Origin of the sequence: Enterobacter sp. RHBSTW-00901 (genome assembly GCF_014103115.1) — a bacterium.
Classification (GTDB): domain Bacteria; phylum Pseudomonadota; class Gammaproteobacteria; order Enterobacterales; family Enterobacteriaceae; genus Enterobacter; species Enterobacter cloacae_P.
Window position 1 is genome coordinate 70,045 of the sequence record NZ_JABXPB010000001.1, and the last position, 24,809, is coordinate 94,853.

The 24,809-nt window shown below is 50.6% G+C and carries 27 protein-coding genes and 1 pseudogene; 12 read left to right on the forward strand and 16 right to left on the reverse strand.

Annotated elements, in window-relative coordinates; all coding sequences use genetic code 11:
- The first annotated feature begins 7 nt into the window (after positions 1–7).
- Positions 8–829: a Sir2 family NAD+-dependent deacetylase gene (gene cobB / locus HV318_RS00360; RefSeq protein WP_182271050.1), complete on the forward strand. Its 822-nt coding sequence runs from the start codon at positions 8–10 to the stop codon at positions 827–829.
- Positions 830–867: 38 nt separating this feature from the next.
- Here cobB and HV318_RS00365 read toward each other — a convergent pair whose 3' ends face one another.
- Entirely contained in the window at positions 868–2,787 is a 1,920-nt protein-coding gene (locus tag HV318_RS00365) for a methyl-accepting chemotaxis protein (protein ID WP_230857857.1), read from the reverse strand.
- 249 nt (positions 2,788–3,036) lie between these two features.
- On the opposite strand from HV318_RS00365, the gene HV318_RS00370 reads away from it, so the two are divergent.
- Positions 3,037–4,266, forward strand: a complete 1,230-nt coding sequence (locus HV318_RS00370) for an EAL and HDOD domain-containing protein (RefSeq protein ID WP_182271052.1) — start codon at positions 3,037–3,039, stop codon at positions 4,264–4,266.
- 47 nt (positions 4,267–4,313) lie between these two features.
- On the opposite strand, the gene potD is transcribed toward HV318_RS00370, so the two are convergent.
- From potD to potA, 4 genes are read right to left on the reverse strand one after another with little or no spacing between them, the layout of a single operon-like run.
- A complete protein-coding gene (gene potD / locus HV318_RS00375) occupies positions 4,314–5,348 on the reverse strand; it encodes a spermidine/putrescine ABC transporter substrate-binding protein PotD (RefSeq protein ID WP_182271053.1) in 1,035 nt (344 codons plus the stop codon).
- Positions 5,345–6,136, reverse strand: coding sequence for a spermidine/putrescine ABC transporter permease PotC (gene potC, locus HV318_RS00380; RefSeq protein ID WP_182271054.1), 792 nt, complete (start codon positions 6,134–6,136; stop codon positions 5,345–5,347). Before potC ends, potD begins: the two co-directional genes overlap by 4 nt.
- Entirely contained in the window at positions 6,133–6,990 is an 858-nt protein-coding gene (potB, locus tag HV318_RS00385) for a spermidine/putrescine ABC transporter permease PotB (protein WP_182271055.1), read from the reverse strand. The genes potC and potB overlap by 4 nt, the downstream gene beginning before the upstream one ends.
- Entirely contained in the window at positions 6,974–8,122 is a 1,149-nt protein-coding gene (gene potA, locus HV318_RS00390) for a spermidine/putrescine ABC transporter ATP-binding protein PotA (protein WP_182274492.1), read from the reverse strand. The genes potB and potA overlap by 17 nt, the downstream gene beginning before the upstream one ends.
- Positions 8,123–8,365: 243 nt before the next feature.
- Between potA and pepT the strand changes: the two genes are divergently transcribed.
- Positions 8,366–9,589: a peptidase T gene (pepT, locus tag HV318_RS00395; RefSeq protein WP_182271056.1), complete on the forward strand. Its 1,224-nt coding sequence runs from the start codon at positions 8,366–8,368 to the stop codon at positions 9,587–9,589.
- Between the two features lie 44 nt (positions 9,590–9,633).
- On the opposite strand, the gene HV318_RS00400 is transcribed toward pepT, so the two are convergent.
- The 10 genes from HV318_RS00400 to HV318_RS24130 form a co-directional block, all read right to left on the reverse strand.
- Positions 9,634–10,755 carry a ribosomal protein uL16 3-hydroxylase gene (locus HV318_RS00400; RefSeq protein ID WP_182271057.1) on the reverse strand — a complete coding sequence of 374 codons (1,122 nt, stop codon included), beginning with the start codon at positions 10,753–10,755 and terminating at the stop codon, positions 9,634–9,636.
- Positions 10,756–10,845: 90 nt separating this feature from the next.
- The gene (gene phoQ, locus HV318_RS00405; RefSeq protein WP_182271058.1) at positions 10,846–12,309 is read right to left on the reverse strand and encodes a two-component system sensor histidine kinase PhoQ; all 1,464 of its coding nucleotides are present in this window, start codon (positions 12,307–12,309) and stop codon (positions 10,846–10,848) included.
- On the reverse strand, positions 12,310–12,981 hold the full coding sequence (phoP, locus tag HV318_RS00410; RefSeq protein WP_182274493.1) for a two-component system response regulator PhoP: 672 nt from the start codon (positions 12,979–12,981) through the stop codon (positions 12,310–12,312). It abuts the gene before it with no gap.
- Positions 12,982–13,054: 73 nt separating this feature from the next.
- Positions 13,055–14,341 carry a site-specific integrase gene (locus HV318_RS00415; RefSeq protein WP_182274494.1) on the reverse strand — a complete coding sequence of 429 codons (1,287 nt, stop codon included), beginning with the start codon at positions 14,339–14,341 and terminating at the stop codon, positions 13,055–13,057.
- Positions 14,341–14,556, reverse strand: a complete 216-nt coding sequence (gene xisR, locus HV318_RS00420) for an excisionase family protein (protein WP_010429804.1) — start codon at positions 14,554–14,556, stop codon at positions 14,341–14,343. Before xisR ends, HV318_RS00415 begins: the two co-directional genes overlap by 1 nt.
- Positions 14,557–14,617: 61 nt before the next feature.
- Complete coding sequence (locus HV318_RS00425; protein ID WP_157188947.1) at positions 14,618–14,857, reverse strand: DUF4060 family protein; 240 nt, start codon at positions 14,855–14,857, stop codon at positions 14,618–14,620.
- Entirely contained in the window at positions 14,844–16,748 is a 1,905-nt protein-coding gene (locus HV318_RS00430; protein ID WP_182271059.1) for a RecE-related exodeoxyribonuclease, read from the reverse strand. The genes HV318_RS00425 and HV318_RS00430 overlap by 14 nt, the downstream gene beginning before the upstream one ends.
- 222 nt (positions 16,749–16,970) lie before the next feature.
- Positions 16,971–17,243 carry a hypothetical protein gene (locus tag HV318_RS00435; protein WP_182271060.1) on the reverse strand — a complete coding sequence of 91 codons (273 nt, stop codon included), beginning with the start codon at positions 17,241–17,243 and terminating at the stop codon, positions 16,971–16,973.
- Between the two features lie 67 nt (positions 17,244–17,310).
- Positions 17,311–17,496, reverse strand: a complete 186-nt coding sequence (locus HV318_RS00440; RefSeq protein ID WP_182271061.1) for a hypothetical protein — start codon at positions 17,494–17,496, stop codon at positions 17,311–17,313.
- A gap of 685 nt (positions 17,497–18,181) precedes the next feature.
- Positions 18,182–18,577 carry a hypothetical protein gene (locus HV318_RS24130; protein WP_182274655.1) on the reverse strand — a complete coding sequence of 132 codons (396 nt, stop codon included), beginning with the start codon at positions 18,575–18,577 and terminating at the stop codon, positions 18,182–18,184.
- A gap of 94 nt (positions 18,578–18,671) precedes the next feature.
- Between HV318_RS24130 and HV318_RS00450 the strand changes: the two genes are divergently transcribed.
- From HV318_RS00450 to HV318_RS00480, 7 genes and pseudogenes are all read left to right on the forward strand, one after another.
- Positions 18,672–18,929 carry a transcriptional regulator gene (locus HV318_RS00450; RefSeq protein WP_182271062.1) on the forward strand — a complete coding sequence of 86 codons (258 nt, stop codon included), beginning with the start codon at positions 18,672–18,674 and terminating at the stop codon, positions 18,927–18,929.
- A complete protein-coding gene (locus HV318_RS00455) occupies positions 18,929–19,378 on the forward strand; it encodes a toxin YdaT family protein (protein WP_182271063.1) in 450 nt (149 codons plus the stop codon). Before HV318_RS00450 ends, HV318_RS00455 begins: the two co-directional genes overlap by 1 nt.
- A gap of 16 nt (positions 19,379–19,394) precedes the next feature.
- Complete coding sequence (locus HV318_RS00460; protein WP_182271064.1) at positions 19,395–19,658, forward strand: DUF4222 domain-containing protein; 264 nt, start codon at positions 19,395–19,397, stop codon at positions 19,656–19,658.
- Positions 19,648–20,682 (forward strand): DnaT-like ssDNA-binding domain-containing protein, encoded by a 1,035-nt coding sequence (locus HV318_RS00465; protein WP_249421778.1) that lies wholly within the window; start codon positions 19,648–19,650, stop codon positions 20,680–20,682. Before HV318_RS00460 ends, HV318_RS00465 begins: the two co-directional genes overlap by 11 nt.
- A 4-nt stretch (positions 20,683–20,686) precedes the next feature.
- Entirely contained in the window at positions 20,687–21,109 is a 423-nt protein-coding gene (locus HV318_RS00470) for a replication protein P (protein WP_249421779.1), read from the forward strand.
- Positions 21,110–21,123: 14 nt separating this feature from the next.
- The gene (locus tag HV318_RS00475; RefSeq protein WP_182271066.1) at positions 21,124–21,798 is read left to right on the forward strand and encodes a DUF1627 domain-containing protein; all 675 of its coding nucleotides are present in this window, start codon (positions 21,124–21,126) and stop codon (positions 21,796–21,798) included.
- A 200-nt stretch (positions 21,799–21,998) separates the two neighbouring features.
- Positions 21,999–22,235, forward strand: a pseudogene (locus tag HV318_RS00480) (DUF977 family protein); the annotation flags it as partial.
- Positions 22,236–22,439: 204 nt separating this feature from the next.
- On the opposite strand, the gene HV318_RS00485 reads toward HV318_RS00480, so the two are convergent.
- Complete coding sequence (locus HV318_RS00485) at positions 22,440–23,435, reverse strand: SDH family Clp fold serine proteinase (protein ID WP_105602796.1); 996 nt, start codon at positions 23,433–23,435, stop codon at positions 22,440–22,442.
- 401 nt (positions 23,436–23,836) lie between these two features.
- Between HV318_RS00485 and HV318_RS00490 the strand changes: the two genes are divergently transcribed.
- The gene (locus HV318_RS00490; RefSeq protein ID WP_048219621.1) at positions 23,837–24,196 is read left to right on the forward strand and encodes a helix-turn-helix domain-containing protein; all 360 of its coding nucleotides are present in this window, start codon (positions 23,837–23,839) and stop codon (positions 24,194–24,196) included.
- Positions 24,197–24,198: 2 nt separating this feature from the next.
- Positions 24,199–24,675, forward strand: a complete 477-nt coding sequence (locus HV318_RS00495; protein ID WP_048219623.1) for an ImmA/IrrE family metallo-endopeptidase — start codon at positions 24,199–24,201, stop codon at positions 24,673–24,675.
- Positions 24,676–24,809: the final 134 nt, after the last annotated feature.

Here is a 24,809-nt window from a genome sequence, read left to right on the forward strand (position 1 = left end):
GGTTACTATGCTGTCGCGTCGGTTAGGTCGACTCAGCCGTTTTCGCAAAAATAAACGCCGCTTACGTGAGCGCTTGCGCCAGCGGATTTTTTTCAGGGACAGAATGATGCCGGAAGCGATGGATAAACCCAGAGTGGTGGTCCTGACCGGTGCGGGGATCTCTGCCGAATCTGGTATTCGTACCTTCCGTGCGACGGATGGGCTGTGGGAAGAGCATCGTGTCGAGGATGTGGCGACGCCGGAAGGCTTCGCCCGCGATCCGGAACTGGTGCAGGCGTTTTATAACGCCCGTCGTCGTCAGCTTCAGCAACCGGAGGTTGCGCCGAATGCGGCGCATCTGGCACTTGCGCAACTGGAAGAGGCGCTGGGGGATCGTTTTCTGCTGATCACGCAGAATATCGACAACCTGCATGAGCGAGCGGGTAACCGGAACATCATCCATATGCACGGTGAACTGCTGAAGGTGCGCTGCGCCTGGAGCGGTCAGGTGCTGGACTGGAAGGAGGATGTGCTGGAGGAAGACCGGTGCCATTGCTGTCAGTTCCCTTCGCGCCTGCGCCCACACGTGGTCTGGTTTGGTGAAATGCCGCTGGGGATGGATGATATCTACAGTGCGCTGGCAATGGCGGACGTGTTTATTGCTATTGGCACCTCAGGCCATGTCTATCCGGCAGCAGGTTTTGTACACGAAGCGCGGCTACATGGTGCTCACACGGTAGAACTTAATCTTGAGCCGAGCCAGGTTGGGAGCGAGTTTGAAGAGAAGCACTATGGCCTGGCAAGTCAAGTGGTACCGGAATTTGTCGATAAGCTGCTGAAAGGGCTGTAACCGTAAAAAGGCACCCGTTTTACCGGGTGCCTTTGTCGTTATGAATTAAAGAATGCCAGCGTTTTCTCCAGTGATTTCGCCTGCTCGTCCAGCGACAGTGCTGCGGCTGAAATCTGCTGCACCAGTGACGCATTCTGCTGAGTGGTGCTGTCCATCTGATTGACGGCGGTGCTGACCTGACTAATCCCCCGGTTCTGCTCGTCCAGCGCCTGAACAATTTCGTTAATCACCAGGTGCACATGCGACACGGCCTCGATGACCTGCTTCATCATGCCACCGGTTTCATTAACCAGTTCAACGCCTTTGCTGACGCGGCTCGACGACTCCGCAATCAGATGTGAGATCTCTTTGGCCGCGTTGGCGCTCCGCTGGGCAAGATTGCGGACTTCACCAGCCACCACGGCAAACCCGCGTCCCTGTTCGCCCGCCCGGGCTGCTTCCACGGCAGCGTTCAGTGCCAGAATATTGGTCTGGAAGGCAATACCGTCCACAATACTGTTGATCTCGCCGATTTTACGGGCGCTCTCGTCTATTTCGGCAATCACGTCCACGACCTCGTTCACCAGCGTTTCACCCCGACCGGCGATCGTGGCCGCATGGTCGGTCAGACGTGTCGCCTTGTGGGCATTGTCGGCGTTATTTTTCACCGTGGCTGAAATTTCTTCCATGCTGGCTGCTGTCTCAACAATCGCCGCCGCCTGTTCTTCGGTACGCGAGGCCAGATCAAGGTTACCCGCCGAAATTTCGCTGGTGCCGCCGTGGACAGTGTGACTGGCCTCGTTGATGTTGTCGACGATGCGTCTGAGCTGCATCTGCATGGTATGCAGGGCGTAGAAAATGCTGCGGGTATCGCCAGCCCGAACCGGGATAACGTTATTTAAATCACCCCGTGCAACGGCCAGCGCAATACCGGCGGCATCAGCCGGCTCACCACCAACCGGGCGGTCAACTTTGCGGGTAAAGATCTGTGCCATCACCAGGCTAACCACCACGATACTTAACACCATCAGGATGATGGCTTTCAGCAAAAACTGCCTTGCCTCGGCCATCACTTCGCTGACCGGTGTGACGATGGCCAGCTTCCACGGCGTTTCACTGTTGCCGATAGTGATGGATTGCCAGGTAATAAACACCTCTTCCTTCAGAAGAGGATCGGGAACGCGGATGACGTCGTTACCGGCAATTTTACCTGCATAAGGCTTACCCACGGCCCGTTTATCCGGGCTGGAAACCACGGTGTTGCCTGCTGAGAGGAGCAGGGCATAGCCTGTGTTGTTCCAGGGTTTAATCGCACCGATCATCGTCTGCAGCGTGGCCAGTGAGAAGTCGGATGTTACTGACCCCAGGAACTGACCATCGTGCATGATGGGTGCAGCAATCGACGTGAGCATCACGTCAACGCCGTTGTAGGGGTAAATATAGGGCTCGATGATGACGTCTTTTTGTCGCTGCTTCGGCAACAGATAGTAATCACCGCTGCCCGGCGTTTCTATATCAGTCAGCAGGTGTAACGCGGGTTTTCCCGTGGTATCGCGGTCGACGTAGCGGGCGTAACGTCCTGCCGGATCTTCACCGCTCTGACCGGCAAAAGTGGCATCTTTGCCATCGAAGGCGTTGGGTTCAAACGCCATCGACATGGACAAAAAATTGCCGTGCGCGGTGAGATAATGCGTGAGCAGCTGGTTTAACCCCTGTCGGTCAGCCATTCCCGCGTCACGCAACGCAAGGGCGCTGTTGCCGATATCCCGGGCGGCTGTCAGGGCTGAATCCATCTGCTTACTGACCTGTAAAGACTGAACTTGCGCAATTTGCTGGATGTGCTTTTTGGCCAGAACCTCTTGCTGAGCCATCCATTGCCACATCATAAAACCGATCGTTGCCGTAAAGCCTACCGTCACGGTGATAAAAATAGATAACAGCATCAATGTTTTGACACTTAATTTTCGTTTTTGGATCATAGCGTTCTTCACTCTTTTCTCCAGGAATGTCGCACATACCGGGCATGTACAGATCATTTATCGGATATATCTCCATTTTTCTGTAGAGTGCGGGATAAATTTAATTTAAATTTTGAGAATGCAATTCCTTTTGATTAGTGTGGTTGCTAATGTTTTGTGCAATAAATCAAAATAGCGCTCGATAATGCTCGTTATACTCGTGTAAAAAGAAGATGCTAATAAATATAAAAACGATGAGGAGGATGGGATATGTACGCATTTATCGCGAGACAACCCATTTTTAACACGGATATGAATACAGTGGCGTATGAGCTGCTTTTCAGGGATGGGATGACAAACCGTTTTCCGGATGTGTCGGCGGAATATGCAACATCCAGGATGATTTCTGACCAGTTTTTATGTGTCCCGTCTCAGCAGATTGCTGGGACACACACATCGTTTATCAATTTCCCTTCCCGAATGGTAATCGATCGCAGCGGAGAAGCGCTGGATAAAGATAACGTGGTTGTTGAGATCCTCGAGGATGCTGTCCCGGGAGACGAATTATTGCAGGCCGTGAAAGAGATGAATGCCCACGGATATCGCTTTGCGCTGGATGATTTCACCCTTGCACCTGAATGGGATGTTTTTTTACCCTATATTTCCATACTGAAATTCGATGTCAGAAATAATACCTTAGAGCAAATTGAAAATTATTTGCAACAGCGTAAAAAGCTGACCGGACATATTAAGTATCTCGCTGAAAAAGTTGAGACTAAAGAGGAATTCAAAAAATACCGCGATGCAGGTTTTTCTCTGTTTCAGGGTTACTTTTTCTGCCGCCCGGAGATCATAAAATATAAGCGGTTATCGCAAAACCAGCTCGCAATTTTTCGTCTGCAGATGGAAATAGGACGCAACAAACCCGATTTCCGGATTATCGAGTCGCTGATTAAAACAGACCTCACTTTGTCCTATAAAATCATGCGGTATATGAAACATACTGCATTTAAATACTGTAGTGCCTGTAATTTTAGTAAGTTAACGCTAAGTGAAGTGCTTAGGTATCTCGGTGAGAACCAGCTCAGAAGATTTGTTGCGGTCGTGGTGCTGGCCAGCGCGGGTAATGATACCGTTAACGAGCTTTACCCTCTGAGTATGATGCGAGGGAAATTTTGTGAACTGATCACCGAGAAAATGGGGGAGCCGACGCAGGCTGAAAATGCGTTCCTGTGCGGCCTGTTCTCGTTGCTCGATACTATCCTTGAACTGCCGATGACTGAGTTAATGAAGCAAATTGCCGTGCCACAGAGTGTGAGCAATGCGTTGTGCCATCAGGAAGGGCTGTTAGCCGACATCGTTACGCTTTGCCGCTACTATGAACAGCAGGAGTGGGATGAGGCGACCAGAATGTGTAACGTGTTGGGTCTGTCGGATGAGGATGTTGTCGGGGCCATGCGAGTGGCAACGATCTGGGCAGGGGAGAATGCAGCCAGTTAATCGGTCCTCACGCCGCCTGTGCGACGTGAGGACGTGTGCGACACGGCTTAGCGGCCCGCTTTTAACTTCTGGTAATACTCTTCGTAAAGACGACTGGCATCACCGACGTCGTTCTGCCACTCCCCTTTACTGATGATTTGTGCATCCGGGTAAAGCGATTTATCGTTCGCGACCGCCGGGCTGAGCAGCTTACGCGCGGCCAGGTTTGGCGTTGGGTAGCCAATAGTCTCGGCAACCTGTTTCGCCACATCCGGGCGCAGAAGGAAGTTAATCAGCTTCAGCGCACCCTCTACATTTTTCGCATTTGACGGAATAGAGAGGCTGTCCATCCAGAAGATCCCACCTTCTTTCGGCCAGACGACTTCCAGCGGTGTACCGGCCTGGCGTGCAACATACGCGGAGCCGTTCCACACCATACCCAGGTTCACTTCGCCTTCCATATACGGGTTTGCCGGGTTATCGGAGTTAAACGCTGCCACGTTAGGCATCAGCTTTTTCAGCTCATAATAGGCCGCTTCAATTTCTTTTGGATCCGTGGTGTTGCCAGAGTAACCCAGCTTACGCAGTGCAATCTGGAACACTTCGCGGGCGTCGTCAGTGAGCAGCAGGCTACTTTTGTATTCCGGTTTCCACAGATCGGCCCAACGGGTGACGGTTTTAGGGTCGATGGCGTCACTGTTGATGCCAATAGCCGTCGCGCCCCAGATATACGGAATAGAGTAGTCATTATTCGGATCAAACGGTTTATTGAGCATCTCCGGATCGAGGTTGCTGAAGTTAGTCAGCTTCGTTTTGTCGATCTTCTGGATCATGCCCTCTTTGCGCATTTTATCGACGAAATAGGTTGAGGGAACCACCAGATCATACGCGCCGTTTTTGTAGGTTTTGAGCTTGGCGTACATGGTTTCATTCGACTCGTAGGTGGAATAGATAACCTTGATACCCGTCTCTTTTGTGAACTGTTCCAGCAGGCCTGGCGGCACATACTCAGTCCAGTTGTAGAAATAGAGCGTTTTGCTGTCATCAGCATGCGCAGTACCCATACCGAGCACCAGTGCTGCAGCGGCAAGCATTTTTTTCATTTTAAAGTCCCCAGAGATTTTGTTTTGTCACGCGCAATAACCTGGCTGGCAACCACCATAACCAGCGATAACACCAGCAGAATCGTCGCCAGCGCGTTCACCTCGGGCGAAACGCCAACTTTGACCATTGAATAGATCTTCAGTGGCAGAATCTCATAGCCTGGCCCGGTCACGAAAGAGGAGACCACGACGTCATCCATCGACAGGGTAAAGCTGAGCAACCACCCGGCAGCCACCGCAGGCATCGCCAGCGGCAGGATGATTTTACGCAGGATGGTCATCTCGCTGGCCCCCAGATCTTTCGCCGCCTCCAGCATTCGCACGTCGAACCCTTTCAGGCGTGCGAAAACGGTTACCACGACAAACGGCAGGCAGAACGTGATGTGGGAAAACAGCAGCGACCAGAATCCCAGCTGTACGCCCAGCAGCATAAATAGCACCAGCAGGGAAATCGCCATCACAATATCGGGTGACATCATCACGACAAACAGCATGCCGCTGACGAACGGCTTGCCACGAAATTGATAGCGATACAACGCCACGGCGGTGAGTGAGCCGATCAGCGTGGCAAAGGTGGCGGAGAAAATCGCCATCGTCAGCGAGTGTTGAGCGGCCTGCAGCAGGCTATCATTGTTCATCAGCAGGCTGTACCAGTTGGTGGTAAACCCTTGCCAGTTGATCCCAAAGCGTGAGCTGTTAAACGAGTTCACGATCAAAATGATAATCGGGATATAGAGATATGCATAAATGGCGGCCATAAAACCGCCGCGAAGCAGTCGGCCGATCATTCGAGTTCCACCCTTTTGTTCAGCAAGCGCGAGGCTCGCCAGTACACCAGCAGCATCAGACCCATCACCACCGTCAGCGTAATGCTGGTGGCGGAGCCAAATGGCCAGTCACGGATGTTCAGGAACTGGCTCTTAATCACGTTACCGATGAGCAGGTTTTTTGCCCCGCCCATCAGGTCAGAAACGTAGAACAAACCCATTGCGGGCAGCATCACCAGCAGACAACCGGCGATAATGCCGGGCATGGTCAGCGGGATCACGATACGAATAAAGGTCTGCAATTTACTGGCACCCAGATCTTTCGCTGCTTCCAGCAGCGGCTTATCGAGTTTTTCGATGCTGGAGTAGAGCGGCATCACCATAAACGGCAGCAGAATATAGACCAGACCGATAATCACCGCTCCCGGGGTGAACATGATGCGGATTGGTGTATCAATCACCCCCAGCCACAGCAGGAACTCGTTCAGATATCCCTTCGTGCTGAGGAAGATTTTCAGGCCGTAGATGCGGATTAACGAGTTGGTCCAGAAAGGCACAATCAGTAAAAATAACAGCAGTGGGCGTATCTTTTTTGGCAGACGCGCGAGGAACCACGCGAAAGGATAACCCAGCACCAGACAGGCAACGGTGGCTATCAGCGCCATACTGAGCGAGTGCAGGAGCACGTCAAAATAGAGCGGGTCGAGCAGGCGCGAGTAGTTCTCCAGCGTAAAGACCAACTGAACGAAACGGGTATCGTCGCGGGTCAGGAAGCTGGTCGCGATGATCATCAGGTTGGGTAAAAAGACGAACAACACAAGCCAACCGACGATAGTGGCAATCACCACATTCTGGAATTTACTTGTGTTCTTCATCAGCCAGTACAACCTCCCAGCTTTCTACCCAGTTGATGACCATTTTTTGATCAAGAGAGTGGTCAAAGTCCGGGTCATCTTCGTTAAAGAATTCGCTGACGAGAACCATCTTACCGTTTTCCAGTTCGACGACGGACTCCAGCGTCATCCCCTTATAGTTCCGCTCGCGGATATAGCCGATAAGACCGTCGGCATCGTCACTGCCGTGAATTTCATCAACACGCAGGTCTTCCGGGCGCAGCAGAACGTTGAGCTTTTGCCCCTTTTCAACGGCAAAGTTAACGGTGATATTGCACTCGTGGCCTTCGACACGGGCTCGAACGCGCTCTTCATCCAGACGTTCAATGACTGTAGCATTGAAGATATTGATTTCGCCAATGAAGCTCGCCACAAACAGGTTTTTCGGCTCTTCATAGATTTCGCGAGGGGTACCGTCCTGCTCGATTTTGCCGTCACGCATCACGACGATGCGGTCTGACATGGTCAGCGCTTCTTCTTGATCGTGGGTGACAAAGACAAAGGTGATACCCAGTTTGCGCTGTAAGGCTTTCAGTTCGTTCTGCATCTGCTTGCGCAGTTTGTAATCCAGTGCGGAAAGCGATTCATCCAGCAGCAGCAAGCGCGGTTTATTGACCACTGCACGCGCGATGGCCACACGCTGTTGCTGGCCGCCGGAAAGCTGGTGGGGGTTACGCTGAGCAAACTCCTCCAGCTGAACCATACGCAGTGCTTCGGTAACGCGCGCGGGAATGTCTTTTGCCGGTGTTTTTTGCATCCGCAGGCCAAACGCTACGTTCTCAAACACGGTCATGTGCGGGAACAACGCATAACTTTGAAAGACGGTATTAACGTGGCGATTTTCGGCGGGAACCTGGGTAATGTCCTGGTTTTCAAGATGGATAAGGCCGTTATCAACGTTTTCCAGCCCGGCGATAAGGCGCAGTACAGTTGTCTTACCGCAGCCAGAAGGGCCAAGTAGCGTGAGAAACTCACCATCATTGATGGTCAGGCTGAGATCGGAGATCACTGCTTTACCATCAAAACTTTTACAAATTCGTTCCAGTTGCACCAGCGGTGAACGTGAACGGCGTTGTGTATTCAATTTTTGTGCTGTCCCATATAAACGCCTCAGGCAGCAGACTGAAGCGGGGTTTGTGTGTAACCGTAACCACCCTGGTGACGCGTAATGAGGGCGGACATTCTACGGCAATCCCCTGCAATCGCCAATCCTTGTCACTGATCTATAAGCTACATTTATTAACGCATAAAGATATAAACGTAAAAAGTTCTCGTTTGCGGGATAAAAGTGACCTGACGCAATATTTGCGTTTTGATGGTTATTGATAATGTTGTCACGAAAAGTGAGGGTGACTGCATGGATAAATTACTTGAGCGTTTTTTACAGTACGTTTCGCTGGATACCCAATCTAAACCGGGTGTCCGACAGGTGCCGAGCACCGAAGGCCAGTGGAAGTTATTAAACCTGCTCAAAGAGCAGCTTGAAGCACAAGGGCTGGTCAACGTCACGCTAAGCGAGAAAGGCACTGTGATGGGAACGCTGCCGGCAAATGTCTCCGGGGATATCCCGGCGATCGGCTTTATCTCTCATGTTGACACCTCACCGGATTTTAGCGGTAAGCATGTGAACCCACAGATTGTTGAAAATTATCGCGGTGGAGACATTGCCCTGGGGATTGGTGATGAAGTGCTGTCACCGGTGATGTTCCCGGTTCTGCACCAGTTGCTTGGCCAGACGCTGATCACCACCGATGGTAAAACGTTGCTGGGGGCTGATGATAAAGCGGGTATTGCCGAGATCATGACCGCACTGGCGGTGCTAAAAGGCAAAAATATTCCGCATGGTGACATTCGTGTGGCGTTTACGCCGGATGAAGAGGTAGGCAAGGGCGCGAAGCACTTCGACGTTGAAGCCTTTGATGCGAAGTGGGCCTATACCGTTGACGGTGGCGGTGTGGGGGAGCTGGAGTATGAAAACTTCAACGCGGCGTCGGTTACCATCAAGATTGTGGGAAACAATGTCCATCCCGGTTCTGCAAAAGGGGTGATGGTGAACGCGCTGTCGCTGGCTTCCCGCATTCATGCGGAAGTGCCAGCAGAAGAGAGCCCGGAGCTGACTGAAGGGTACGAAGGTTTCTATCATCTGACCAGCATCAAGGGCACGGTGGACAGTGCGCAGATGCACTACATCGTGCGCGATTTTGATCGCAAAGCCTTTGAGGCGCGCAAGCGCAAGATGATGGAAATTGCGAAGAAGGTCGGCAAGGGGCTGCACCCGGATTGCTACATTGAGCTGATTATCGAAGACAGCTATTACAATATGCGCGATAAAGTGATGGAGCACCCGCATATCCTCGATATCGCACAGCAGGCGATGCGGGATTGCGACATCGAACCGTTACTGAAACCCATTCGCGGCGGCACCGATGGTTCGCAGCTGTCGTTTATGGGGCTGCCATGCCCGAACCTGTTTACCGGCGGTTATAACTACCACGGCAAGCATGAGTTCGTGACGCTGGAGGGGATGGAAAAAGCGGTGAAGGTGATCGTGCGGATCGCAGAGTTGACGGCGAATCGATGATAAAACGCCCGGTGGCGTAGCGCCACCGGGCAAGATCAGGTGATTTAGTCCTCGAAGAACCAGTACCCGCTGTTCACCAGTGCGGCTAACATGGCGAGGAATGACGGATCTTCCAGCGCATCACCAAAGATATCGGCAGTCAACGTCAGATGGCTGGCGATGGCATCCAGCGCCGGACGGTGCGGAGAATCAAGCTTCTCGCCGTTGACGAAGACGTCCTCACCAATACGCAGTACGCGTAACCCGCCCAGACGAATCAGTTTATCGCCCTGCTGCAGTGCATCATAAATCTCATCGGCCTGATACGGTGGCTCTGGTGGCGCGACGTCCAGCTCGTGGCGCGACTGGCTGACAAATTCACCAAACCACTGTCTGAAATGCTCAGGTTCGTTGATCAGATCCAGCATCATGCCGCGCAGCTTATCCAGCTCCTCTGGCAGAATGTCTGCCGGGTGCTCGCGGGCAGGCACATCCGGATCGCTGTAACGATGGCTGCCCAGCTCGCGTTGCAGAACGTAGTCGGCAAAGCCACTGATCATCTCTCGCCCGCTTGGTGCGCGGAACCCGACAGAATAGTTCAGGGAATTTTCCAGCGAATAGCCTTCATGCGGGAAGCCTGGTGGAATATAGAGAATATCACCCGGCTCCAGCTCTTCGTCGATAATGCCTTCAAACGGATCAACCTGAAGCAGGTCAGGATGCGGGCAGTGTTGTTTCATCGGCACTTTTTCACCCACGCGCCAGCGGCGGCGTCCGGTACCCTGAATGATAAACACGTCATACTGATCCAGATGCGGGCCAACGCCACCGCCAGGCACGGAGAAGGAGATCATCAGATCGTCCATTCGCCAGTCAGGCAGGGCGCGGAATGGGCGCATCAAGGCAGCGGTTGGTTCGTGCCAGTGGTTGACCGCCTGAACCAGTAAAGACCAGTTGTTTTCACCCAAGTGATCGTAGCTTTCGAAAGGACCGTGGCTGACCTGCCACTTCCCGTCCTGGTGGCTGACCAGGCGGCTGTCCACTTCATTTTCCATTGCCAGACCCGCCAGCTCATCAGGGGAGATAGGGTCGACAAAATTGCTGAATCCGCGTTTCAGAACGACCGGGCGTTTCTGCCAGTAACGTTCAATAAAGTCGGGCCAGTTAAGTGTTAAGTGATAATCCATCTTTTTTATTCCGCAGGCTCTTACTGAGTCGGATTATAACGGAAGCTCAGGAGCCTGGGTGCGAGATCCTCGCATTTTTCACATAATGGGTTAACTATCGTTCGATGTGGGCTGCTGACGACCAAAAATGACCTCCATTCTGGCTCCGCCCAGCAAGCTTTCACCGGCGTCTATGTTACCGTCGTATTGATCGACAATCTCACGGGCGACGGATAACCCAACGCCCTGGCCGGGGCGCAACGTATCCGCGCGCTGACCGCGATCGAACACGACATCACGTTTGTTGTGCGGAATACCGGGGCCATCATCCTCAACGATAATATGTAACTCGTTATCCGTCTGACGCGCGGTGACTTCCACAAACTCCAGACAGTATTTACAGGCGTTGTCGAGCAGATTACCCATCACTTCCATGAAATCATTTTTTTCACCGACAAAGCTGATTTCCGGCGAGATATCGAGACTGATATTCACCCCTTTACGCTGGTAAACCTTATTGAGTGCAGAGGTGAGGCTATCCAGTAAAGGTGCCACCGGATGTAGTTCACGGCTTAACAGGGCACTACCGGAACGCATACTGGCACGGTGCAGATAATAGCCAATTTGCTGTGAGATACGGCTGATTTGCTCCAGCATCACCGGCTCTGCATCGTCGACGCTAAGCTTTGAACTGCGCATTGAACGCAGGGTGCTTTGCATCACTGCAAGGGGCGTTTTCAGGCTGTGAGTAAGGTCGGTAAGGGTAGTGCGGTACTTATCATAGCGCTCGCGCTCGCTTTTCAGCAGACGGTTAAGGTTACGTACCAGACTGGTCAGTTCGCGCGTTGTTTCCGGATTGAGCTTCTCGCGGTGATGTTCCTCCAGCTCGCGAACCTCTTTCGCCAGCGATTCAATCGGACGCAAACTCCACCACGCTGCGACCCACAATAGCGGGATCACCAGCAGCAGGTTAGCGGCCAGAACGTACACGAACCAGTTCCAGACCATGTAAGAACGTTTAAGCTCGACCGGTATGGTATCGACCACCACGATAGTCAACTGTGGCATGCCCATCGTCGCCGGGTATATGTTGATCGCGACGGAGTGCGTCATCTCCATGTCGGCGTTATCAGCGCGGATCTCATTCAGTTTTTGCTGGAGAGAGCGATCCTCACGTATCAGTGTACTGGTGGTGTTGAGATCGGCTTCAATTTCATGGAATCCGTTGGTTTTGAGCCATTCCGGTTGGATGCTTTTTACCAGCCACGGAACGTTACGCTGTGTCCAGAGTAGCGTTCCCTTTTCATCGTAGATAAGCGCCAGCGTCGGACTTTGCTGGTTCAGGTTTTCCGGCATATCGACGGTGATGTGGTTATTTTCCCACTTCGCCAGGGTATAAAACAGGTTGCTTTCACCACGCAGCAGGCGAAAGGTCGTTTTATCAAAACTGACGCTGTAGCCAACCAGTGCCACCATGCCATAAGAGAGAGACAGCACCAGCACAACGGCGGCCGTCGCCAGTAAAAAGCGAACCCGCAGCGAAAGGGGCAGAATGTGGCGAAAAATCCGTTTCATTTAGCGTAATTCAAACAGGTAACCCTGACCACGCACGGTCGTGATCACATCCTGTGGATACTGCGCCTGGATTTTCTTACGCAGGCGACCCATCAGCACATCAATAGTGTGACTTTCACGCAGCTCGGCATCCGGGTAAAGCTGGAGCATCAGGGAGTCTTTGCTCACCACTTTACCGCTGTTGCGGATCAGCGTTTCCATGATGGTGTATTCGAACGCCGTCAGTTTGATTGCTTCATCGTTAATCGAGAACTCTCGACGGGAGAGGTCAACCTGGAAAGGTGGGATGGAGATAACCTGTGAAGCCAGCCCGCTGTTGCGGCGCAACAGTGCCTGCATGCGTGCGGCCACCTCTTCAATGTGGAATGGTTTGGTGACGTAATCATCCGCACCCGCGCTCAGCACTTCAACTTTGTCCTGCCAGCCTTCACGGGCGGTCAACACCAGCACCGGAAGAGAGACGTCATGGTTGCGCCAGCGACGAATCAACGACAGGCCATCTTCATCAGGTAACCCTAAGTCGACGATGGCGATATCCGGTATGTGTTCATTGAGATAATAGTCGGCTTCTTTTGCATCTTCGGCATCGTCTACCTGATGTCCCATCTCCTGAAGCTGAACCTTCAGGTGATGTCGTAGCAATGCGTTATCCTCAACAACCAGTACGCGCATCATCTTTTCTCCCTATATGAATGGTATGAATAGTTTAACGCTGATTATGTAGTTTGAAACCAGCGCCATGAAATTAAATGACTTTTTTAATGTTCCCAATACCTTGGGGGCGTCCTGGGGGCAAAGCTGTCGGCATCTGATTGTTCAGCATGTTGACCTGATCCTGGTTCATATCTCCGATCCACTTCGAATACACCTCGTACACCATACGCGCATCCTCATGGCCCATCTGGCTGGCGATAAAGGAAGGGTTAGCACCGGCCATAAGCGTCCAGCATGCGTATGTGTGTCGGGACTGATAAGGATTTCTCTCACGTATTCCCGAAAGTTTAGTGCCCCGTTTCCATCCATACGAAATCGAGTTTTTCGAAAAAAAGCTCTCATTCACTGACGATTTCTTTTCAGGAGAAAACACAAAACGCAGATTTTGTGGCTCTGTTTTGCCGATTTCCCGGTGATGGAAAATGATCTGCTGCCTTGGGTTATTGCCTGTGATGTCGAACTGCTCCAGCAGCGCATCATGTGCAGGCTTAAGCAGGGTGATCGTTCGTATACCAGCATCTGTTTTCGGCGGCACAAACACCCGCTTGTTCGTCAGGCTTCTTGATACGTGAATTTCACCTTTTCTCAGATCGATATCCTCCCACGCCAGGGCACAGATCTCGCCGGGCCTCATTCCCGTGTGGACGGCTACAATGATGATCAAAGCCAGTTTTCGGGGAAGGGCGGCAATCAGTGCCTGGTACTCATGAAGTAGAAGCGGATCGGGGTCTGCCTTAGATAGCTTGAGCCGGGATACGCCCTCATAAGGAGCGTGTAATATAAACTGACTTCGATTCGCAAGCTTCAGCATTTCTGATAAAACCGCCATCTGTTTATTGACTGTTGAGGGCGCGCGTCCCTTTTTAACCAGGTTAGGCATTGAAGGGTTTAATACGCTGCCGGTCAGCAGCTCTTTGCGGTAATTCAGAATATCGGCGTGCTGAATATCAGCCAGGGGAGTATTTTCTCCCACAACACGTTTCAGTGTGTTAACGGCAGATGTGAGTGAATGCAGCGTAGCCCCTGACACCTCCAGTGCCTTTGTATCAATGAAAAAATCGCTCAGCTCTTTAAATGTCGTGATCCGCTTTATTGATGAGAATTTTTTAAGAGCCTTTGATTCAGGGAACCGCGCCGCGTAGTCGAACTGGCCGAACTGGATCTCACTCACGATGACGGCGCGAAGGTTTCCTGCCTTCTTGATGTTACTGCTGTTAACCACCCAGCCACGGAGAACTTCGCGGCAGCGAATGCCGTGATAGGTAAACGTGATCCTGATTTTTCCGTTATGAAGTTCAACGCCGGTTGGAAAGTTCATCATGCTTCCTGAATAAATCTATTAATCAGCGGAAAGTTGTACCAGACCAAAGCGCGTTTGCTTTCTCCACCGGGTACCGCGGGTACTCGCTTAAAATGAACCCCTTCAATCCAGCATCCGAGGCGATAAGCTTTTATTTGCCTGTCATCCAGCCCCGTTTTCTCAGTTAGCTTTCCCGCCACCATCCACTCTTCATCGAAAATGATTTGCGCCATGCTTAACTCCATGACGCCGCCACGATACCGCAGCGGTAGATAGTATATTGATTGTCAAAAATCACCGACCAAGCCCAGGGAGGCATTGCAGATGTCTGGCCCTGGTCATTGCCGTGGCCACATAGCTGCGTGGCCTGTTAACAACCTCGACCGTAATTTTTCTCCCTTGGAGCTTGATGGTGTAAAAAGTCTGTTTGTCACTGCGGCCATGCTCGCCATATTTCTCAAGATGACATTTGAGCGCGGCGGCGCATGCTGGTCCGCCGATGCTGTCTCCCTTGCTACGGTTAATCAGACGCACAGGAGCCTTCCTGATGGTTGATAACGCTGTGTGCAAGCCCGGCGGCCATAGCCGGTAATTCGTCATACTGATTGCAATATGCCGGGTTGGAACATAAGCCCTGCAGCGCTGCAATGGTCAGCTGCTGCAGGTAGGTAACAGAAGAAAGCGGAGCGTTTGTTTCAGGTGCTGGTTCGGGCTCTGCTTTCGGCTTTGCAGTAACTGCCGGCGGATCGAGCACGACAGATTTTGGTGGTTCCGGACGTCGGTATTCCACGATCGCATCAAGAGCTATTTTCTGACGAACGCTGATATCGTCAGACCACTGTTCAAGAATCGTAGTAGCAACGTCCTGTACTTCTTCATCACTGAAATCAGGCGACAGACAGAATTCAGTCGTGGTGATATCTGCAATCAGTAACGGGAAAATATGCTCGATGTCTTTACCCGTGGTGGTGATGAGATTTTCGATATCATCCTGGTCACCGATGTTTGTGAGCCCGGACATCAGCTCGTTTAATGCATGGGCAATTTCAATCTCGCGAACACTTAGCGCTGGTGGCACTTCCTGTTTTTCGACTTCATTTGAGGGGGCGGTATTTATCAGTGCATCGACAGAAAAGACGCCTCCTCCCAGGTTCTCCACTTTCGGCTGGTCCGTGGGCTGCTGCACTGGCGCAGAGGTCTGAGCGAATGCCTCATTGAGTTCTTTGTCGAGCTGCGCAGCTTTGGCAGGGCAAACTGCTGGTGGCTGAGTTTCGCCAGGTACAGGCGGTTTGGCTTCATCATGTTCGTTTCCCTCATGGTTGGCGCGAGATTTTGGACGACAAGCCATATCAACCGTTTTCTGATCTGGGTGCGCGTGGTTACATTCAACTAACTCGCGATTGATGTACTCGCGCAATGCGACAGGATCTATCCAAAGTTCTTCCGGAGCTGATTTAATCAAGGCGATGATGGCTGCACGGGAATAATCCAAAATACCGGGGGTACCGCGCAGTTTTTTCCACCATGCAGTAAAGCGGGGATCCTGTTCTGCTTCGGCCATGGCTTTCGCCGGAATCAATAATCTGTTCGGGATCCAGTAAATGTCGATCTCGTCGTACATGCCCAGAATTGCAACAGCAACCTCTATCTTGAGCGTAGAGAGGTTGTGTACCAGATCCGGGCTGCGGTCTGTCTTGTTTCCTCCACCCAGAGTGGAGCCAGTGTCTGTGCGGTTTTCTTCGGTGGCAGTGCTAACAGACTGAGGTCGCTTTTCAATCGGCGTATCGATCCATTTAGCGATCTGCTTTTTGATATCCGGCCACTGTGCAGAATCTTTTGTATTCTCACGTACCCATGCGAGCAGCTGCTCCTGCCGTTCCGGCGCCAGCGCCAGCGCGCGGGTCTCTTTCGCCAGTGCATCTGCCAGTTCTCGGGTAAAACTGCTTGCATCATCGTTAATCAGGTCTACGATCTGGCCGTACTGCGCCGTAGTGATTCCAGGGACCGGGCCGAACAGTGCCAGACATGCTGCGCGGGATGCCTGGTCGAGCCGTGCAACAGTTTTAATTTCTTCCACTGCCTTGTTGTCGTCCCATTCCGTCTTTTCTTCATATTCAGGCTGTGGTGCCGCTGCTGGTTCACCTGTATTCACATTCCAGATAGCCACAGTGTCGAAAAAATCAGGTGAGAACACATCAAGCTCAGGGCACGGCAAACCTTCGCGGTGTTCCCAGATCTTTACTTTGAAGAAATCATCAATGTGTTCTGGGTGTTCTGCTGCCAGCTTGCCGAAAATAACGGCTTCAGCAATTGCTTTTGTGGCAGAGTTTACTGCAGTAGCAAGTGGCTTTAAATCTGGATGTTTTTTCAATGCTTTATCTTTTGGGAAATAAGCACCGCCAAAAACTTTCAATTCAACAGACATAAGGACCTCGATTAATATTTGGAAAATGAATTTGAACGAAATGTTTTGCGAGTAACACGCTTAATATTTTTTAACGCGTTACGTCTTTCTCTTTTTTCATTGCATTGCTCACATAAATAAATCGTGCGCTTAAAGGGGTATATGTCTGTTTTCCTTTCATGCATTTCCGATTTTTTATATTCGTGGCAGCAAACAGCGCAATGACAAATGATGTCATCCATATCAGTTAAGTTGTTGGCGTTTGTGATCGTAATAAGACATGCCACAAGCGTTCTGCGCTTCTGCGAAGTTCACAGACAGCAAGCCAATGTGCTTTACAGCGCAAACCGGGCAATGAAACTCACCGAGCACGTAGCCACCGTCAAGCACAACGGTAACAGGGCCTGAGGATGGCAAATGCACCACACCTGAAATGGCACCGTTAATATTAAAAGTGGCAATTTCTTTATTTACGACAGCAATATTTAGTTCAACAGTTGTAACGCTTGCTTTCATTTCGAACTCCATTGTTCAGGGTGTGAAAATTCCTGCCGTTTAAGGCATGGATTTTAAGTTGGTAAAATTAAATTACTTTTAAGCTATTTCGCCATTCCTGATGAGGTTGGCGATGCACAACGAAATTTCTGTATTTCCGTAATACTTTCCATGCGGCATGACATCCGGCAATATCTCGAAGAAATACTGAAGTGACGAGTTTTCCCTGTGCCCAGGCAATTTGTTGTTCCGGAGTTAATTGGGTCTTATCCATATATGAACACTCCACTATGAAACCAGCTTTAAAAAGGGTGGTATATGCATGGACCACGGGAAACGCATATACCACCAAGAACTAAACACAGCCTCATGGTGCGATTGCCCACAACTGGAAGCGCATTCCGCCAGTTAACAAACCGATCCCCATCAGTGAAAAGAGGAATGCGCTTACATGTTGTGGGCGATTCATCTGCCCTGGTCCGGCGGCACCACCTCGCCAGGGCAGATGTAAAGGGCAGTTACGCTGCCAGTCGACTTATTGGTCTGTGCAGGTATTTCAAGTCCTGCATCGAGGGGTTTGCTCTCCGCCCCTGGCTCTCCCCGCTATGCTTTAGCGCGCAACCTGAGAAAACCGCCTTCAAGCCTTTGGCTTACGCCACATTCAAGAAACTGCCTGGACGAACTCGGCAAAGCTCAGTGCTTCTTCACCCTCCGCCAGACTGTTGAAATACTCTTCGTATGCTTTTTCCATCTCGAACCCCTGTTTGCTGCTTTGCTTGGCTAATCACCCTTATCGCCGGGTAGGCGGAACGTTTACTGATTACTGCGTGTTTTGTTGGTCTAAGTTTATAGGCAAATAAACTAATATGTAAAGTTAATAGTAAACAAAAAGGCGTGAAAAATTGGATGTGATTGAATTTGGAGAAAAAAAAGACCGCAACAGGCGGTCTTTAGGGGAGTTAGTCTATTTCGAGGTCTTTTAGCATCTGAAGGATTTCTTGTTTGCTCTTGCCTTTCAGCCTTTCCTTGAGCTCATTGTCTATGGAGTTAACTTGGGCCCTGAGGTTTACCATGTGCTGCTCTTTTTCCCATTCAGCAAGGCTGTCGAAAAGGTCTAGCAATTCTTCATGGCGCGCGTCAAATGGGCGAGGGGATCTTATCTCTTCACCCATAGGTTCTTCATCAAGATAACCAGGAGCCATGCCGTAATCTCGTTCAATACGGCGCGCAGCTCTCTCGCCGAACGACGCTTTGCCGTTGATCAGCTGTGAAAGGTAGCTCTTCTCTTTCTCCGGCAGGGTTCTGTTGGAAAACCATGCCGCTAGGCGCTTACGCCTGATTTCTTTTGTGTCCATGCAGTCATTTTGATTAGTAATTTCTAAACAAGCAAAAACTTGACATTAATGTTTAGTAGTTTATAAACTTACAACTCAACACACAGGAGCAATTATGCAACTCAATGACTTTTTGAAAGACGGTGGGCCAAAGATCCGTAAGGCGCTGGAGCAACACCTTGGGATATCGAAATCTTACCTCTCCCAACTTGCAACGGGGCGGGCTGCTATTTCGCCAAGTCGATGCATCGTTATAGAAACCTTTACTGATGGAAAGGTTTCTCGTTCTGACATGCGTCCAAGCGATTGGGCTGAAATTTGGCCTGATTACAAGCCAAAAAATAACACAACAGCTCAGGAGGATACTGACTGATGGAAATCAAAAAACTGGCATGTGAGCTGGAGTCATGGGCACAGGAAAAGGGCTGGAAGACGGTCACGCAGCTGATAACCCCGCATCACTTCGGTGATCTGCTTCAGCCGCTGGATAACGTAACGGATCCTGAAGAGTACGCCCGCCGGCTGCACAACAACAAGCAGATTATCCAGCGCGCGTTCCGTAACGATACGCCGAATTATCTCAAGCAGGCGCAAGCGCTGAGCTATGCCATCCGCACCGCCATTGATAACGAGCTGGAGCAGAAGGACTGCATGCTCTACCGGGCTGCCAGGGTTAACAAAGAGTGTATCGAAGCCACCAACGCGGTATTCACCGGCAAACCGCAACCGGTAATCAGGCGAGAGACTCTGGAAGCGATCGATGCACTGGCGCAGCTGGCTGGCGTGAAAGTCCAAATAATGAACTGCCATCGCGCGGCTTAACGGTCTGGAGGCAACTATGCGTACTTCTCAGGAATTAGCCAACGCTCTGGCTGAGCGCATGAAAAACTCGATGAAGAACCGGCCCGCTCAGGAGCCGGTAGATCGCCGCGGTGAAATCATTCCAGGGAAGCAATACCGCGATGAACGTGGGCGCATGGTGACAGTTTTACGTGCATCCCAGCTCCGAGTGTCATATCGCCGGGAAGGGAGCACGGGCGTCAGTGAAACAGGGCGCCGTGAATTTATTCTGAAGTTTACCGAGGTGAAAAGTGAGTCTTGATGCCATGCGCTGGGCTAAAAAGGTTAAAACCGGGAGATCGTCTGCAAAGTCGGTACTGACCTGGCTCGCTGACATGTGCGGTTCAGATCTTACCACTTATCCGTCAATAGCCGCGTTGTCTGAGGCTACCGAGCTGGATAAAAAGACAGTCCAGGCAAGCCTGCAGCATCTGATTGCTATGGGGTTCATCCAGGATACTGGGGAGCGCCGTGGACGTACTAAGCAGATTCCTGTGTACAAACTCATTGGAGTGGAAGAAAGCATCATCGATGCCGAACGCACCCAAAAACGGGAACATTACCAAAAACGGGATTGTTCAAAGAATACCGAAAACGGGTCTGTTATTGGAAAGGAACCCAAAAACGGAGCTGTTAAAAACAACCAAACGATCCCGTTTTTTCCATCAAACGATCCCAAAAACGGGATACGGAATCCCCCAGAGGAATCTAAAGATCTAAACCCCACACATAACGCACGAGGGGAACTGGTTGGATCACCGAGTGAACGACCTGTTCCGGAATACCCTGGTCAGGCAGGGACTTTTTTCCCAGCCTCACAGTTGCTGGGGAAATTTCCTATGAGCAAGGAGTGGAAACCATCTGCTGACTTTCGCAGGCAGGCAAACCTCTGGGGTCGCCCCGTCCCTACGAACCTGACTCCCGAAGACTTACGTGCCGCCCATGCCTGCTTTGTTGATTACTGGATCCCTGAGGGCAAGGCATTCAACCAGACGCAGTGGGAGCAAAAATTTGCTCTCCACCTGCAGAACACAAAGCCAACAAAACCGCGAGGTAATTCTCATGCAGGACTGGACCCAAACTCCACAGCTAACGCCGCTGTACAACGAGCGCGTGCAGCACGTGCAGAACAATTACGAGCTCGAGGAGAAGGCGTGGAAATTCTGGGAGCTCATGCTGGAAATTTACTCCACTCGCTGGGAGACCAAAAACGGCTCGGCCCCGTCGGGCCTATGGATTGCGCAGATTGGGAGTTTGACCAGCGCCCAGACGACGAGCGTTTGTAATGCCATGGTTGCGCGCTGTAAAGCGGGAAATTCTTGGCCGCCAGACCTTGCTGAATTCGTAACGCTGGTGGTGGACACCGGTGGTAATGCTCTGGGGCTGAGAACTGCCGACGTGATGGTGGAATACAGGCGCTGGCGTAACGAGTCTTACCGCTATGACAGCTCTGAACAGTTTCCATGGCGCCATCCGGTTTTGTATCAGATTTGCACCGAAATGCGCCGCACCGGTGTAGAGCGGCAAATGACTCAGGGCGAACTGGAAGCACTGGCCGCTATGCAGCTGGCTAAGTGGGAAAAACATGTGGCGGACGGACATCAAATCCCGCCGGTTAGAAAACAAATTGCCGCACCACGCCATGCGCCAGGGCCGACCCCCGCGCAGTTACTTAAAGCGCAGGCAGAGGCAGCCAAATCAAAACGTATGTGAACAGGAGAAAATTTATGGAAACCGTACTTGATGCACTGAAAGCCATGAAAAAAGCGACATATCGCGAGGTTGCTGCCCGTCTGGATATCGAGCCCGTTGAAGCGCTGAACATGCTGCGCGAGCAGAAAGAACAGGGTTTATGTGATTTTTACGATGGGGCATGGTCTCTCGGTACCGTGAAAGAGCAGGCCAAGCAGCCGACCAAACCGCAGGCAGCGGCGCCAGCACATCAGGCTCCCCGCCTGAAAGGTGATGAACCAGCACCGGTTGATGCTGTGGCTATCTGCCAGTTGCTTGGAAAGAGCGGCGCTATGACCACCGCGGCGCTGGCTGCAGCTGTAAATCGTAATGCCCGCGGCATGGTCTCAGTAATGCTGTCTTTTGAGCGCCAGGGCGTGGTTATCAAAAATGGGAAGGGGAAGGGCGTGACATGGTCTCTGCCTGTAGCCGGTGAGGCCGCAGACGTTACAGCCGAAGCTGCGCAGCCAGAAAAAACAACTGCAGAAATTATTGAGACTATCCCGGCATTTGCTTCCCGTCCGGATGACCTGATTATTCCGTCATCCCGTTATATCTCCAGTGAAATCCGCCGGACAAAAGCGAAGCTGTCAAACCTGCAGCGTCTTCAGGGTGCCGTTCGGGAGCTGCGCCGCCATAAGCACCTCTTGGCAGGAATTAGCGATGAGTAGTTTACCTAAGTGTCCGAAATGCGGAATGCCGCCGTCAGTGAGGGTCCGCAGCCGGGGAATGAACTGGGGGTCGGCAGAGGTCCGCTGTTCGAACGGTTGCCCTGGCATCCGCGCGGGATTTTCGTTCCCGCCTAGTGGTGAGGCAGCGGCCCGGCAGTTGCTTCAGGAAAAATGGAAAGAGCTTGTGAGGGGACTCAACGATGCCACGACCAAAAACTCATGAAGAGCGCACTGTGATGATTAACCGGATTATCGAACTGGTGAAAGAGCAGGGCCGCATCACGACGAAGGATATCGTTGCGATGTTCGACCTGCACCGCACAACCGCTGACAAATAACTCCGCACCGTTGTAGAACAGGGCGGCCAAGTTCGTCAGGGTCGTTGCGGCATTTTCCGCGTCCAACGCGCAATCATCGATTTTGACCTGAAACAATTTGAAATAGTTAGGTGGTAGCATAGGCAAGCTTTAAACCCATATCGGAACAGTTATCATCAAAGGCAGGCTAAAAAATGAGCTGTCTGAAATTGCGACAACTTGGCGGGCTAGATGTATTGAAGCTTACCTGATTGAAAGCGACTGAAAGATATAGAAAACCCGGCTAATCGCCGGGTTGAGGGATACGTTTAGAGGGCAAATAGCTCACGCTTCAGGTTGTTGTCCATCAGGTTGTTGAATTGGTATGGCTCCAACTGGCGCTTGATCGCGTTTAGGTTTTGCTCTGCTTCTCTTGCCAGATCTTGACTTTCCTGGATCTGGTTTTCCAACATCTTGTTGAGTATTTCCATTTCCGGCTGCAGATTCTTTGGCATCGGTATCTTCCCCTTTATCATCTGGATCATGGGTAAAATCTACTACTCTTGGTTTCCCATAAGTAGCTATGTCACCATCATGAATTTTATCGCAAAATAATTCGTAGAGCATTTCGGTTAGACCGCTAGGACTCTCTACGCATTTGAATAGTTCCTTCGCTTCTTTACGATCGATCACAAAACCATGTGATGGATAAGAAGCTATCAATTTGACCAATGCACCTTCTTTGAGGCTGTTCGACTTAGCTGTCAGTCGTTGCCCATAGGTGATGGCAATACTCATAGCCCTTTGGTGCTCACCCAACTTGATTGGATCAATCTGAGCAGCCATAGGCGATACAAGAGCTTCAGTAAGTCTAGTCGCAATATCAGCAGACATCTTAGTACTTATCTGATTTTCGTATCTTATCTTAACTAGATGCGAGTTAAACGCTGAAATAGAGCGATCTTTTAGCGCATCCAAAGCTGTCATGATCGCTAAGCCTGAGCTCATCTCCCCAATCTCATCATTTTTTTTGAGCTGTATGTCAAGTGGGCCGAGCTCACCCATGTCTCCAATAACAAGCTTATCGGCAGCTATAGCAATCAATGTGCCAGCACTTTTGCAAGGACCAACCACTAACAAGGTTACCTTATCATAGTTGTGTTGCAATGCTCTGCCTATTCGGTATCCCGCATTAGGGTCCCCACCGTACGTGGCGACGCAGAAGATAACATTTTTTCGAAGGCCGTGTTTAGTTTTTCGTTTCTTTATTCCATTAGTAAGGTCTTGGTAACCATCCCGATGAATATCGCCGGTATAAATATAAACGTCATGATTTTCCATTTTATCTCCTTTTCGGGCTCTCAGGGCTACCGAAAATTCCTATGAACAGGGGGCAAGAAATAAGATATAGGAAATTATCTGAAAAACTGTATGTTTTTTTCAAAATGCTTAACATATCCTGAACATAGATCACTTGAGCATTGGCAACCAGCCTTAATTTTTCCCCATTTACAACCAATGCGTGTGTGAAGGGCATTGAGCAATGAACAACCCACTGTTGCTAACAAACGTTGAGCGTTTTATGATCAGTTAAACTCAACGGTTGAATGCTTTCTGTGTTACTGATAAAAAATTTACCAAAAAGGTTGATTTTTTTTCATGTGACCGCTAACCTTCTCATTATTGCAATGAAGTAACCTACAGGTTATGACCTGTCATCCACACATACTGAGGAATTAACTATGGCACTCACTGAATTCGGTAAGGCCGTCAGAAAAGCGAGGATAGATACTGGTAGCACGCTGTTAACCATGTCTCAGGAGTTGGAAACCACCCCTGCTTTTTTGAGTGGTTTAGAAACCGGCAGTAAAAAAATCCCACAAAAGTGGGTAAAAAAAATTGACTCCTATTTCAGTTCAAAAGGGGTTCAACTTGAAGGTTTAGAAGAGCTTGCAGCTGTTGCTAATGAAGTCGTTCCAATTGATGGGCTTTCACAACAGCAGCAGATGCTTGTGGCTGGATTTGCCAAGTCGCAATTCACACCAGAGCAACTTAAGAGCTTCGCTGAACTGTTACAAAAGATAAACAATAATGAGGTTTAATTATGTATCAGATGAGAGGCAACCGTGTATCCCCTATGCAGGAAGAAGAAATAGCCTATAAGGCGATTAACTTTTGTAACGCATTTGGGATATCGGCCACCAAGCGTAAACGAAAGCGATACGATGACCTTTTCGAAAAACTGTCAAGTTACGGAATCACTCTGAGCGTTATGGACGACAAGCAGTGGGAATCTTTAACCTATGATCTAACCATCGGCCATTGTGACCCTGCGTCTCTAACAATCACAGTACCAAACAAGATTTACGAAAATGCTTGTTTGGGGGAAGAGCATGCTCTTGCGGTAATTTTTCATGAACTTGGACATTTACTACTTGGGCATAAACCAGTGCTTCATTTTTCCAGCAAGGAACCCACTCGTGCAGAAGATGCTGAATGGCAGGCCGATACTTTCGCTGAGATTGTGCTGGAAACCATTGGGGTCCGAACGAGCCAGATGTCTCTCGATTTTTATATGTAAAAAGCCCTGCGCTAACAGGGCTTTTCGGGGCGGAAGTGCGCTAACACATTCCGTAGTGTATGGAGGCAATCCAATAACTACACATACCTTTGACGAGCGAAGTGTAGTTGTTCTCCTGGCCAATTGCAATCTGT